The sequence below is a fragment of the Pseudoalteromonas sp. BSi20480 genome, from assembly GCF_000241365.1.
GTDB classification, from domain to species: domain Bacteria; phylum Pseudomonadota; class Gammaproteobacteria; order Enterobacterales; family Alteromonadaceae; genus Pseudoalteromonas; species Pseudoalteromonas marina.
The window spans coordinates 1-13,438 of sequence record NZ_BADX01000021.1 but is presented as its reverse complement, the minus strand read 5'-3'; the positions used below and the strand labels follow the sequence as shown (position 1 = coordinate 13,438).

Below are 13,438 nucleotides of genomic sequence, written 5' to 3'. Positions count from 1 at the left end.
TAGCCAAACTATATTTACCACTGCAGTTGTTAGCTTTTTATATGTAATAAATTTTTCAGTAATGGGTTTATTAGAATCTAAACATAATTTAAAAATAAGCGCTAAACAAAGTTCAAAGTTATTATTAATGGCGTTACCACTGGCTGTTTTTTTACTGTTGTTTTTACCAAAAATGCCTGCGTTTTGGCAATTACCCGGGCCAAAACTTGCTAAAACTGGGCTTTCTGAGCAAGTAGATCCGTTTGATATTGCTAAATTGTCTAACTCAGATGAACTAGTATTTAGAGCTACTTTTAATAATCCCCCGCCTGCAACACCTTACTATTGGCGTGCAATTATTCATGATGAATTTAATGGCAATGCATGGCTTGCGTCTGATTTTTTAAAATACAGTAACCAACAAACAAACCAAAACTTAATATCCAAAAAAAGCATACTTATTGCAAACTATTCAGTCATTGCAGAACCTGCAACGCAAAAATGGCTTTATGGCTTAACTTATTCAACCAGCAATAGTAAAAATGTAAGCGCTAATGCGCTTGGATTATTAAGGAAAAACAGTTACCAAGCAAAAAGCCTGCAATATGATGTGGCAAGTTATCAATTTTCAGTAGATTCACTTAACGAATTTGAAAGAAATAGATATACATTTTTAAGTTTAAAGCAAAATATTAAAACTAATAAGTTTGCTTTGCAGTTAAAAGAACAAGACACCAATGAGCAGGCTTTTTATGACGCATTACTAGCGTACTTTGTAGAACAAAACTTTACCTATACATTAACGCCGACCCCAATGAGTGGCGATAATACACTAGACCAATTTTTATTTGATAATAAACGTGGCTTTTGCGGGCATTATGCCAGTGCCGCTGCTTATATTTTTAGGGTTGCGGGCATACCTGCACGTGTAGTCAGTGGTTATTTAGGTGGTGAATATAATAGCGACAATAACACGCTTACTGTTCGCCAATATGACGCCCATGCTTGGGTTGAAGTATATTTACAAAATACCGGCTGGACTATTTTTGATGCCACTGCTGTTGTTGCTCCCGAGCGGTTAAATGGATCGCTTTCCCAAAACCAAGAGCTAAACGAAGAATTTAAAAATAATTTAGATTTCGGCTTAGTTAGCTTAAGTAAATTTGCAGCAATAAACTGGTTAAGGCTTGAACTAGAGCAACTAGATTATCAATGGTCTAGTTGGGTGCTTGGCTTTGATCAAGAAAAACAAAATGATTTTTTAAAATCCATCTTTGGTAATAAAAAAAGTTGGATGGTGCCTTTAGTTGTATTAATTACAGCTGGGTTAAGTTTTGCAATTTACTTTGTTTATTTAAACTGGCCAAAAACAAAACCAGTTAAACTCCCCCCTATAGTTAAAGCCTATAATGAAGTTTTTGATTGGGGAAATAAAAACAAAATTACATCGGCCGACTCTCTTAGTCCGTCACAACAACTTGATCATATGGCAAAGCAAAGACCTAACGTGTCTAAGGAGCTAATAGAATTTAAACAATTATTCGAAAACAGCCGTTATGCTAACAAACCGTTTACCAAAGAGCGCAAAACCAAAGCTAAAGATCTGATAAAATTAATTAAAAGTTCAAAATAGAGAAAACTATGAATGCTGTTGTTGTTGGCGTGATTTTAATGCTTGCGCTTACCTTGGTTCGTGTCAATGTTATTGTAGCTATGACATTGTCTGCTTTAGTTGCTGGGTTAACTGCTGGTTTAGGAATAAAAGAAAGTTTAGATGCATTTAATTCGGGTTTGTCAGCTGGCGCTGAAATTGCCTTAAGTTATGCAATGCTTGGCGCATTTGCAGTTGCAATATCAAAGTCTGGTTTAACCCGCATATTAGCAGATAAATTATTAGCTAAAGTAGATGCTAGAGGGCAAGGCAGCCAAACATTACTTAGTTATTTTATTTTAATGATTATATTAGCGTGCGCTATCTCATCACAAAACTTGGTGCCCGTGCACATAGCGTTCATCCCAATTTTGATCCCGCCTTTGTTGGTTGTATTTAATAAATTAAAACTCGATCGACGTGCCATCGCGTGTATTTTAACATTTGGTTTAGCCTCGTCCTACATGGTACTCCCCTATGGTTTTGGTGGGATTTACTTATATTCAATTTTACATAAAAATCTTGTAGATAACGGCCTCCAAATTGTAAATACCAGTGTACCCGTAGCAATGATTATTCCTGCGTTAGGAATGTTTATTGGCCTACTCATTGCTGTATTTTTTACTTATAAAAAACAACGTACTTATAAATCGATCACAGTTACTAACCAGAGCAACCATGAACCTATAAAAAATCCAAAAAAAGTCATGTTAGTTGGCTCTTTTGCTGTTATTACATCGTTAATTGCACAAAACATAAGTGGCTCAATGATACTTGGAGGCTTAGTAGGCGTTATGATTTTTAGCCTATTTGGTATTGTTAAATGGGAAGAAAATGGAGACGTATTTAGTAAAGGCGTAGCCATGATGGCCATGATTGGTTTTATCATGATATCGGCGCAAGGTTTTGCATCAGTTATGCAAGCGACGGGTGATATACAAAGCTTGGTCAACAGCGGCGCTAGTTTGTTTGATGGAAATAAGCCTATAGCAGCTGCGGTAATTTTATTAGTTGGTTTACTTATCACCATGGGAATTGGAAGCTCTTTTTCAACGGTACCCATTATTGCGACCTTATTTGTTCCTTTATGCCTAGAGCTTGGTTTTTCAGTAATGGCAACAGCTGCTTTAGTTGGAACTGCTGGCGCTCTAGGCGATGCAGGCTCACCTGCTTCAGACTCAACACTTGGGCCAACATCTGGTTTAAACGCAGATGGTCAGCACGACCATATTTGGGATTCGGTCGTCCCCACCTTTATACACTTTAATATTCCACTATTACTATTCGGCTGGATTGCAGCAATGGTACTTTGAGTATCCTAAAACCTTCAATTTAAGAGGCTTATTTATTATGTAATAAGCCTCTTATTCCCTGTTTAACTTTCTTTGACATATATTTTCGATGCTAAGATTAATCTTAAAATAAAAATAGTATGATGTGTTCTTTTGCGCCTTAAATATAAGCACCTATTCGGGTGCTTATATTTTTGTATTAATTTTACTTAAAACCGTTAATCATTTTGGCGCAAACAACCGGTGTTGGCCTATGATTATCATCTACAGCAACAAATGTAAAACTACCGCTTATAGCCGAGTGTTTATCATCTTTGTGCATTGTTTCAAGTAGTATATCAACATCTACTTTTAAGCTAGTGTTACCAACATGCACAACTTTAGCTATTAGTTCAGCAAATGTACCTGCAGGTATTGCTTCTTTAAAGTCTACTCTATCAGACGAAATAGTTACCAAGGGCTTACGGCAAAAACGCGTTGCAGCAATAAATGCAACCTCGTCCATCCATGCTAATGCATCGCCACCAAATAGTGTATTGTGATGATTGGTACGCCCTGGGAATACCGTTTTTGTAACTGATGTAGTTGAATCTTTTATACGCTGAGCAATAATTGCATCGCGATTTACGTCTGTCATAGTCTCTACTTTTTGTTGGCTAACGTATCTTGCATTAATAAGCCTGGATCAAGGCGTTCGCCTTTCCAGTTAAAGCGCCAATCTAAATGCGGGCCTGTAACTCGGCCGGTTGCACCAATTTCAGCAACTTTATTACCTTGTTTAACTTTATCACCCACGTTTACATCTAACTTACTTAAATGTATGTAAGTAGAGGTAATACCATGGCCATGATCTAAAATAAGTGTTCCGCCAGAATAATATAAATCGGGTTCTGCAAAAACAACAGTGCCACCAATTGGCGCATACACTGGCGAACCAATTTTGTTAGCTATATCTAAACCAAAATGCGCGCGACGTGGTTCACCATTAAAGTAACGCTGGCTGCCATACACACCCGAAATTCGCCCTTGTGCAGGTTTTAATACTGGGTCTAAAAAGTAAGTAAGGTCTGAATTAACAGCACGGGCATTTCTTACCGCAACCGCTTCTCTGCTTATACGTTCACTTACAGATTTAGGCGGAGAAACGTATTTTTTTGCAACACCCGTTATTTTGTCAATGTTGTAATCACGCTTGGTAATAATAAGATTCTGGGTATGCTTTTTGCCATTCGTATCAACCCAGCTAAGTGTATGATTTGTTTTTGCGTCACGGCCAAAACCAAATACAAAATCACCATTTTTTGAAAGCTTTAACGGTGTGTCGTTTAAACTAACAGACTGCACATCACTAAGCTTTCCTGTTACTAAGCCGCCTTGAGTAAGGTGCCCTTTTAGCTCAACAGCTAACGAATTTACACTAAATGTTGCTAAAACCAACGCAGATAAGAGTGACTTAAGCATAACTAATTGCTCCTTTGCCAACCCCTTCATACGCGGTTATTTTAACATTTTGTTCAGGGTGCTTGGCTTTAACTTGCCCTGCAATATACCCCGCAATACATTCAACGGTTGTGTCTATCGGTAAAATATCACAACGCGTTTCACAAATGGCCATTTCGAAATAGCCTTGAGCTGATGTATAAGCAAAACAAACATCATTATCTCTTGCGCTAATATGCTTTAAGTTTTGTGGTTCTATTTGGTCTTCACTTGTTGCTAGGTATATATCTTCCCACTGCATTGCCCATTCTTTTTGTAATCGAGGCATGGAAATACCGTCTAGGCTTATACCTATTTGAGAACGATGACCATGAATAATGCGCTGGCAATTACCATCATGTTTTTTAAGACCATGACTATAATGATAATAAAAGCTTTGGCTATGTTCTGGTTTTAACGATAACTCTATTTTTTCTATGTTTGAAGGCAACTTAGGTAAAATAGTATCAACTAAAAATGCAGTTACCGACTCCACATTAATTTCATCGGCATCAATCATACAATAGGCTTGATGCGGTGCACTCATTGCCAAGTGGTGGTTGTCGCCAAAAGTGCAATCTAGTGTTTTGTGCTCATCAAATTCAGTCACTGAACCATTTATGCTATTAGGAATAGCTAAACGGTGATCAATACATTCATCAATAATACCTTTAATTTGTTTTTTAACTAATCCAAAGTCTAACACCATAGACTCGTCGTTAAGTTTACCGTGCAAAGTTAAATCAACAATCCAGCTCTCGCCAACGGCGCCGCGTTTGTTACATAAGTAAGAAAAATCTATCACAGTAAGTGAGTTAACAAAAAGGATCATAAACTTCCTTTAGACTAGTTATAAGACAGCGTTAATTATAATGATTTTTGATTGTAATTGCGCGGTTTTATAAAGCAAAAACCTAACGCATTGTTTGATTGATGATTTAATACTCAATATAGTAGGTATTTAACTGCTCCGAGTTGTTTAGCGTACAAGTGTACGCTAAAGTACGGGCAATTTCTAAGCGAAGATAAAGAGTTATGGAACCTAAAAACAGCTATACAAAAGAAGAATTGATCCTATGTGGTCAAGGTGAAATGTTTGGTGAAGGCAACTGTCGTTTACCTAGCGATAACATGTTAATGATGGACCGCATTACCTCTATAAATGCTGATGGTGGAAGCCACGGTAAAGGTGAAATAATTGCTGAGCTTGATATTGACCCGACCCTTTGGTTTTTTGATTGTCACTTTAAAGGTGACCCTGTTATGCCAGGGTGTTTAGGCCTTGATGCAATGTGGCAACTAGTGGGTTTTTATCTTGGTTGGTCAGGTGGTCCTGGTCTTGGCCGCGCTTTAGGTGTAGGTGAAGTTAAATTTACAGGCCAAATACTTCCAACGTCTAAAAAAGTAACCTACCGCCTTGAAATGAAACGCGTAATTAAACGTAAACTCTTCATGGGTGTTGCAGATGGCACTGTTGAAGTAGACGGCCGCGTAATATATGAAGCCAAAGATTTAAAAGTAGGTTTATTTCAAGACACCACGTCTTTTTAATAGATTTACAATATAAATACAAAAAGGCCTCCAATTTGGAGGCCTTTTTGCTTAAATTTGGGTAATAATTAGGTTTTATACATATTTCGATTTTCAATTGCCTCTCGCCATCCACCTAACCACTCTGACTTTGGATCTATCTGTTGATAAGGGCATAGCTCTTTAGAACGACCTGCTAAACCTGCTTTGAAACCTTGAGAATGAGCTCTTTCTAAACGATCTCTTTTCTGTCTCTTCATCGGTATTATCCTCACCTTTTATAGTTATATATTTTGTAGCATAAGTGAAATCTACAATTAATGAATAGTTAATAAAAATGTAAAGTTCAAATAACAAAAACAATTAAATTAGTTTGACATTAACTAAGCTGCTGATGCAAAAATGAATTAACATTTAAAGAATCAACCTGGTCATACCACTACAATAAACAACTTAAGCATCTATCTAAAATCATTAATTACTAAGTCGCACAATTTGTGTATCAACCATAATTATTGACTAATAAAAATAACTGAAGTTCAAACAAAAATGTAATTCATAAAATATTTTTAAACAGATGAATTTAGTACTTGCACATTAAAAGCCGATCGGTCTAATATGTAGGTATGAACAAAAATAATACAGTAACTCCACGACGTGGCCGTCCTCCTAAAATAGCCAGAGATAACGCCGATACTAAAGCGTTACTTATACGTACAGGTTTAGAAACGTTAACAGAGTTTGGCTTTAGTGCCACAGGACTCGATACAATATTAAAAAAAGCCTCAGTACCCAAAGGCTCTTTTTACCATTACTTTAAAAGCAAAGAAGCCTATGGCATTGCGTTGGTTGACGCCTACGACAGTTACTTTATTGCAAAGCTAAACCATTACCTCGATCAACAAAATATTCCCCCACTGGAACGCATAGTAAACTTTACACAAAGTGCCATTAAAGGCATGGGTAAGTACGATTACAAACGCGGTTGCTTAGTCGGTAATTTAAACCAAGAATTAAATCACTTGAGCGACGAATTTAAAAATCGCTTAATGCAAAGCTACACGGCTTGGCAAATACAAATTGAAAACTGTTTAAATCAAGCTAAACAGCAAGGCACTATTTCTAAAACTGTAAATACACAATTAATGAGCGAGTACTTTTGGATTGGTTGGGAAGGCGCAGTAATGCGAGCAAAACTTACCAAGTCAAGTACACCCCTTACGTTATACACTGAAATGTTTTTGCGTGCATTACTTACATAATGCACTTTTATTTACCAATTAAAAGACGATCGGTCTAAAAGGATATGATATGAATAACCCAATTAAAGCCATTGTTATTAATAAAGAAGACAATAACTACAGCGCTTCTTTATCGCAGCTTAACGAAAATGATTTACCTGACGAAAATACCACAATAAATGTGTTGTACAGCACATTAAACTATAAAGACGGTCTAGCCATTACAGGTAAAGGCCCGGTAGTGAGAACCTTTCCGATGGTGCCCGGTATAGATTTAGTAGGCACTGTAACAACCTCCACCAGCGATGAATTTAAAAATGGCGATCATGTTATTTTAAATGGTTTTGGTGTTGGCGAAAAACATTGGGGCGGCCTTGCACAAAAAGCAGCGCTAAATAGTGACTGGTTAATTCCCCTACCCGCTGCTATTAGTCCAAAACAAGCAATGCAAATTGGGACTGCCGGTTATACCGCTATGTTGAGCGTTATAGCACTCGAAAAACAAGGAGTTAAACCTGACGATGGTGAAATTTTAGTTACAGGTGCAAACGGTGGTGTTGGCAGTTTTGCTATTTATTTATTAAGTCAGCTCGGCTATAACGTAACCGCCGCCACAGGACGAGTAGATCAAAGCGAGTACTTAAAAGAGCTTGGTGCATCTCAAATAATTAACAGAGATGAGTTATCAAACCCGGGGAAACCGCTTCAAAAAGAACGTTTTGCTGCAGCTATAGATTCTGTTGGCAGCCATACGCTTGCAAATATTTGTGCGTCGCTTAAATACGGTGGTGTAGTCACTGCGTGTGGTTTAGCTCAAGGCATGGATTTACCCGCATCAGTCGCGCCCTTTATTTTACGAGGTGTTTCACTTATCGGAATCGATAGTGTTATGCGACCAAAAGCAGACAGAATTGAAGCATGGGAAAGACTATCTACATTAGTAAAAGCTGACTATTTAGATAAAATTTCAACAGAAATTACACTCGAGCAAGTAATTGAAAATGCCGAGCAACTCATGGAAGGTAAAATTCGTGGCCGCGTTGTAGTTAATTGCCAAGGTTAGGCTATTTACACTATTAAAGCCTCGTTATTAAATTTATAATACACTTTGTATTTTAATAACGAGGCAACACCTATGAGCAACCAAGAACTTTTCAGTAATAATCCACTGCAAGGCGTAAAACTAGAACAAGTGGTGGAAGAGCTGGTTGAGCAATATGGGTGGGAACTCCTGCACGCTTACTTACAGCTTAATTGTTTTAAAAATAATCCGGATATTAAATCTGCTGTAAAATTTTTACGTAAAACCCAATGGGCACAAGAAAAGGTCGAAAATTTTTACCTATACCGCCTTAAAAACTTGCCTAAACCAGATGATGTTCAGTACGAATTACCGCCGCGTGATCGTGTTATACCGGCCGAACATAAACCAGGTGAACCTTGTGAACTAAGCTTTAGTGACGCAAAACGCATTCAAGCTAAAAAAGCCACTAAACAACGTGCGCGAGAACGCAAACAACGGTCTAATCCAAGTAACCCTTGGGGTAATTAAGAGTGAGTTTAAAAAGCCAATATTTATTGGCTTTTTTTATGCCTTGTTGTAACTAGTTCTTAGCGTTGCAGCACAATAACTATGTAAACCGAATAAGTTAGCTTATTTAAACCTATGTTGCCGTTGTGCCTAGGAACTAGTACCCGCGCTTTTTCCAAAAATCTACTTCTGTTTGTTGCGCTTCTAATGCAACATTAAATGTTTTATCTGCAATTGTTTTATTATTCATCGTTAAAGTCATTCGCCATGGGCCTAGCTTATTGCCAATAGGCTCCCATAATGTATCACCAAGATAAAAGTGCCAATCGTTATCTTTAACGTATTCAACGCCTTCAAAGGGCGGCATAACATCCCCCTCTTCGTTAGGTATGTCTGGATGGTAAATACAAAAATGTAGTTTTTCACCTTTGGCTTTTTTTATATTTACTATTAGCCCAAATTCTACGTCTATTTCAGCAATCACATCAGTAGTGAATTGCTCAATTTGTGGAAGAGCCTTGCTACTACTATCCCAAATTGAATAAATACCATAACTCTGGAGCGTAACGCTGGGTTTTAACTTTGCCATTTATCCAACCTGTACTTACTTATATACCAAAATTTTATAATAAACCGTTGGTTTAGTCTTATATAAAAGTTTACTTACATAATTTTCATTTATATTTGCACATTGCTTGCACAATTACAGAATAATATTTTGATCTCTTTATCAGTGAGTTCAAAGTTATGAGTACATCCCTAGTAAATAGTATTTCTAAAAATTCAGTTGCACAATTTAAACTAATTGTGGCCTTTACTGCAATCTCATCACTTGTTGCATGCGGTGGTTCTGAGCAAAGCACTTCAATAAGTGACGTAATAACTGATAGCACAACAGTTGACGGTTCAAATGTTGATGCAAATGGTTCTACACACAATGTTTTATGTGAGTACGCTTACAATGAATACAACAACGCTGACTCTGTACAAACAACAAGCTCAGCTGACTGGACATGCACAGGCACAACGCGTGACATCATTGCTAATGGAATTCCTGACCACGACGTAGGCACTTTTCCTAATCCGGCTAACCCCAATACCATCGCAGAACAATCAGTGAGTCAAAGCTTTACATTAACACCGATTCAATCATCATCCGCTACAATGATGGGCGGCCCGCGCGGTATAACAGGGCTTGTTTTAAATGGCGTTAAAATTGATGCCGGCACAGGTGGTAGCTGTGATGACTCAGGTGAAAATTGCGACCTAGGTGATAATAGCGGCAACTGGAATATAGAAGCTTTAAGCCAAACTACATTTAGTTTTGGCACAGATGCTAACAATGCCCATGTGCAACCAGATGGGACGTATCATTACCATGGAATGCCCGAAGGGTTTATAACAATGCAAGGCGGTAATGAAACAACCATGACACTAATCGGCTGGGCTGCAGACGGCTTCCCTATTTATGCACGTTATGGCTACTCAGATCCAACCGACGCCACTTCTGAACTCGTTGCAATGACAGGAAGTTACCAACACGTTACCACAGTCAGTACAAACAGACCTTCTACCGACATATACCCATTAGGAACATTTGCACAAGACTGGGAATATGTTGCAGGTTCGGGCGATTTAGATGAATGCAATGGCCGTATTGGCGTAACACCGGAATTTCCAGATGGTATTTATCACTACTATGCAACTGACACTTACCCGTTTTTTCAGCGTTGTGTAAAAGGAGAGCTTTAAGTTATGCGCCTTTCAAAATTAATACATAACATTGGGGTAATTATTATCGCTTTTTGTATACCTCAAAAAACACATGCTCACTTAATAGTTGCACAACACGGCACTCTTAATGTTGTTGAAGAGCACGTGTTTGTTGTGCTGTCGCTTCCTGCGTCGTCATTATTAGGCGTTTACGAAAACAACGATGGGACACTTTCACTCACTGAATTTAATAAATACCGTAATCACATTAGTAAACAGGTTAAAAAGCACGTGTATTTGTCTGATCAGCAATATCGCTTTTTGATTGAAGGGCTGTTATTACATCCAGAAACGGCGCACAGCGGTAACAATACATTTGTTGATCAAATTACCATTACCGGCAGATTCACACCTCTAATGACAAACAATATAAAATTCAATATTAATTTATTTGCCAATAACCGTAGTAAACAAACTTATAAAATTACCGCTACCAATAAACAGCAACAGCTTATTCATCAATTTGAGCTAGAGCCATTGTCTCCGCATAGTGAGTTATTTTAAAGTATTAGGCTGATTTACCAAGCCAAATAAACCCATTACAAAAGCTGACACGTTATACGCGTTTTGGGTTTTTAGGAAAGAATTGCTCAGCTTGTTGTGCACACAAATCAAACTCTCGTGTATTTTTATAGGGTAGCTTCATAAAGCCCGCAACGCCCACATCGGTAATGTTTACAGCATATTGCATTAGTTTATTTAACAAACGTTTAAATTCGGCCTCTTTTGTCGAGTCGAGTAGCCTGTAGTAGTGGTGAATTTTCATTCTGTCGGGCAAGGCTTCAAAAATAATACAGCCGGTATGGTGTATTTGGTTTAGCTCAAATACACATTTAATAACTTTTTTAGGAAGCTGTAATTGCTCATCGGGATCTTTACCATCTTCAAAGTATGAATGTGGTCGGGTTATTTCGTTAGCTTTAACGCTAACAACTTCATAATCTAGCTCAGGAAGACTATCAAACTTAAATGCACCGGTGCCATCTCGCTCTAATTGAATGGTTTTACGTGCATCAAATAAACAACATTTAAATAGCCCTTTTTGGTTAATTGCTTGGGCTAACATCACTGTATTGTTTATTGAATCTGTAAATGCTTTGCCTAGTGACTCATCGTGCATTATTAATGACGACTCAATAAACAACGATTCATCTTTCCAATGAAAACTAAGCCCTCCTACGGCTGGGTATTTCGCAAGCCGGCTTATGGAGGCCAAAAATGCTTTTTCGGTGTCGCCAGAATCAAATAAAAATTCTTTGTAGTATCGGTCTAACTGGGCATCATTTACATCTAGTAACTGTTGGTTGTGGTCAGCTTGGCGTAAAAACTGTTTACGCGAGCTATAAACTACAGTATCTGGCGCTTCATCGGTACCGTACCAAAACGGGATGGCGGCTTTTTGCTGTGTTAATTTAAGATCGGGTAAATACGCTTTTGCCATTGTTGGTATATTACGTATAAAGTAATCGCCTGCAGCATCACGTACTGTTTTGCTTTTACTGAGCATGCCATCTATAACGTTAGCGAGCTCTATAGGTAGCCCTAAAGAAATTGCAGGAATAGCCTGCGCACCAAATCGGCAAGACTGTGCAGACGCTAATGCATATAAAGTTGCTGCAACACCTTGCTCATCAAACCGCGGGGATGATTGCTCACCCGACATTTGCGCTTCGCCTATAAAGTACACATCTCCCATACGTGCATTGGTCGTGCTTAAATCTCCCGACATTAAATCCATAAAGTTACTGGCTACGGGCTCACCGTTACTGTGTAATTGGGCATATACTGAACTCCCCCAATCAACTAAAGATAAAGCGTCTGTTTGCGCATCCCACACCAAATTTGAAGGTTTTATATCTCCATGCACAATTGGTTGAGCACTTAAGCCATTTTTGTGGTTACTTAAATCAAGTAACACATTACGTAATTTAACGGCTAATGCCATTATTTTAGCTGCGCTAAATCGCCCCTCTTTAAGCGACACTTTTTCAAGGTCTTCTCCCATGGCGCGCGCCATCATTAATATGCCCTGCTTTTTAATGCGCTCAAACGCATAAAATTTAGGCACAAGCGGATTATTAATTTGTGAAAGCATATACGCTTCGTCTTCAAGACGGTCACGTACACTTTGAGCAAGCGTAATCCGTGAAAACTTAAACACCCAAGGCAAGCCTTTGTCGTCTTCACCTGCAAATACAAACCCAAATGCACCTGAGCCAATCATTTCTACATTTTTATAACCAAGCAAAGTAAGTTGTTTAATACAAATATTAAGCCACTGGCGATGTTTTTTAGCATCACGATGCGACAGCAAATATACGGATTGCTCTTCGTTAATGTAAAAATTTCGAATTTCTTTGGCTTTCAATACAGGCTCTCTAATTATGTGATTACTGGTAAGTTTTACACTCTGATTATTAGTTTTATATAACGACATTACAATAGCACCAATATAGTTTTCAAACTTAAGCCCTATTTGAATAATAAAACACTCAATGTTGCATCCAAAAGGTTTACTTAGTCGTTTTAATTTAAACAGCACTGAATAGTAAACATAATAGATAGGACTTTAAGGATGAAAACATTAGCAATTTTAACTATCGGCACATTATATAGCGGTTATGTACATGCCAATATAGAAAAGCTCACTGTATATGGGCACCGTGATGGTTTAATTGGCGAATCAATCAGTGCCTCTAGCGGCATTATTGGCCAAGGTGAAATTGAGCAGCGCCCAATGCTAAGAAGCGCTGAAATGTTAGAGCTCATTCCGGGGATGGCGGTTACTCAACACAGTGGCTCAGGTAAAGCAAACCAATACTTTATTAGAGGATTTAACTTAGACCATGGGACCGACTTTGCCACAAGTATCGATGGTATGCCTATCAACATGCGTAGCCACGGACATGGCCAAGGTTACACAGATCTAAACTTTATAATTCCCGAATCTATTTCTACCATT

General features: G+C 38.1%; 15 protein-coding genes. 9 read left to right on the top strand and 6 right to left on the bottom strand.

Going from position 1 to position 13,438, the window contains the following annotated elements:
* A partial coding sequence (locus tag P20480_RS17580) for a transglutaminase TgpA family protein (protein WP_033024958.1) occupies positions 1 to 1,612 on the top strand: 1,612 nt, incomplete at its 5' end.
* Between the two features lie 8 nt (positions 1,613 to 1,620).
* Entirely contained in the window at positions 1,621 to 2,943 is a 1,323-nt protein-coding gene (locus P20480_RS15485; RefSeq protein ID WP_008126987.1) for a Na+/H+ antiporter family protein, read from the top strand.
* A 184-nt stretch (positions 2,944 to 3,127) separates the two neighbouring features.
* Here P20480_RS15485 and P20480_RS15490 read toward each other — a convergent pair whose 3' ends face one another.
* From P20480_RS15490 to P20480_RS15500, 3 genes are read right to left on the bottom strand one after another with little or no spacing between them, the layout of a single operon-like run.
* Positions 3,128 to 3,559 carry an acyl-CoA thioesterase gene (locus P20480_RS15490; protein ID WP_006792940.1) on the bottom strand — a complete coding sequence of 144 codons (432 nt, stop codon included), beginning with the start codon at positions 3,557 to 3,559 and terminating at the stop codon, positions 3,128 to 3,130.
* A 5-nt stretch (positions 3,560 to 3,564) separates the two neighbouring features.
* Entirely contained in the window at positions 3,565 to 4,383 is an 819-nt protein-coding gene (locus P20480_RS15495; protein WP_008126982.1) for a M23 family metallopeptidase, read from the bottom strand.
* Positions 4,376 to 5,233 (bottom strand): 6-carboxytetrahydropterin synthase, encoded by an 858-nt coding sequence (locus P20480_RS15500; RefSeq protein WP_008126980.1) that lies wholly within the window; start codon positions 5,231 to 5,233, stop codon positions 4,376 to 4,378. Before P20480_RS15500 ends, P20480_RS15495 begins: the two co-directional genes overlap by 8 nt.
* A gap of 203 nt (positions 5,234 to 5,436) precedes the next feature.
* On the opposite strand from P20480_RS15500, the gene fabA reads away from it, so the two are divergent.
* Positions 5,437 to 5,952 (top strand): bifunctional 3-hydroxydecanoyl-ACP dehydratase/trans-2-decenoyl-ACP isomerase, encoded by a 516-nt coding sequence (gene fabA, locus P20480_RS15505; RefSeq protein WP_006792937.1) that lies wholly within the window; start codon positions 5,437 to 5,439, stop codon positions 5,950 to 5,952.
* A gap of 68 nt (positions 5,953 to 6,020) precedes the next feature.
* On the opposite strand, the gene rmf is transcribed toward fabA, so the two are convergent.
* Complete coding sequence (rmf, locus tag P20480_RS15510; protein WP_004586522.1) at positions 6,021 to 6,191, bottom strand: ribosome modulation factor; 171 nt, start codon at positions 6,189 to 6,191, stop codon at positions 6,021 to 6,023.
* A gap of 366 nt (positions 6,192 to 6,557) precedes the next feature.
* Between rmf and acuR the strand changes: the two genes are divergently transcribed.
* The 3 genes from acuR (at position 6,558) to P20480_RS15525 (ending at position 8,724) form a co-directional block, all read left to right on the top strand.
* Positions 6,558 to 7,193: an acrylate utilization transcriptional regulator AcuR gene (gene acuR, locus P20480_RS15515; protein WP_008126972.1), complete on the top strand. Its 636-nt coding sequence runs from the start codon at positions 6,558 to 6,560 to the stop codon at positions 7,191 to 7,193.
* A 49-nt stretch (positions 7,194 to 7,242) separates the two neighbouring features.
* Positions 7,243 to 8,235: an acrylyl-CoA reductase (NADPH) gene (gene acuI, locus P20480_RS15520; RefSeq protein ID WP_008126971.1), complete on the top strand. Its 993-nt coding sequence runs from the start codon at positions 7,243 to 7,245 to the stop codon at positions 8,233 to 8,235.
* A 72-nt stretch (positions 8,236 to 8,307) separates the two neighbouring features.
* On the top strand, positions 8,308 to 8,724 hold the full coding sequence (locus tag P20480_RS15525; protein ID WP_008126969.1) for a VF530 family protein: 417 nt from the start codon (positions 8,308 to 8,310) through the stop codon (positions 8,722 to 8,724).
* A gap of 136 nt (positions 8,725 to 8,860) precedes the next feature.
* Here the strand turns inward: P20480_RS15525 and P20480_RS15530 are convergent, their stop codons facing one another.
* A complete protein-coding gene (locus P20480_RS15530; protein ID WP_008126967.1) occupies positions 8,861 to 9,292 on the bottom strand; it encodes a DUF3859 domain-containing protein in 432 nt (143 codons plus the stop codon).
* 158 nt (positions 9,293 to 9,450) lie between these two features.
* Between P20480_RS15530 and P20480_RS15535 the strand changes: the two genes are divergently transcribed.
* Together P20480_RS15535 and P20480_RS15540 are read left to right on the top strand one after the other, a co-directional pair.
* Positions 9,451 to 10,455, top strand: a complete 1,005-nt coding sequence (locus P20480_RS15535) for a YHYH protein (protein WP_008126965.1) — start codon at positions 9,451 to 9,453, stop codon at positions 10,453 to 10,455.
* Between the two features lie 3 nt (positions 10,456 to 10,458).
* Positions 10,459 to 10,980, top strand: a complete 522-nt coding sequence (locus tag P20480_RS15540) for a hypothetical protein (RefSeq protein WP_008126964.1) — start codon at positions 10,459 to 10,461, stop codon at positions 10,978 to 10,980.
* Positions 10,981 to 11,032: 52 nt separating this feature from the next.
* Here P20480_RS15540 and P20480_RS15545 read toward each other — a convergent pair whose 3' ends face one another.
* Positions 11,033 to 12,844: a protein kinase domain-containing protein gene (locus P20480_RS15545; RefSeq protein WP_033024960.1), complete on the bottom strand. Its 1,812-nt coding sequence runs from the start codon at positions 12,842 to 12,844 to the stop codon at positions 11,033 to 11,035.
* 207 nt (positions 12,845 to 13,051) lie between these two features.
* Here P20480_RS15545 and P20480_RS17575 point away from each other — a divergent pair.
* Positions 13,052 to 13,438, top strand: a 387-nt coding sequence (locus P20480_RS17575) for a TonB-dependent receptor plug domain-containing protein (RefSeq protein ID WP_033024956.1), incomplete at its 3' end; no start/stop codon positions are given.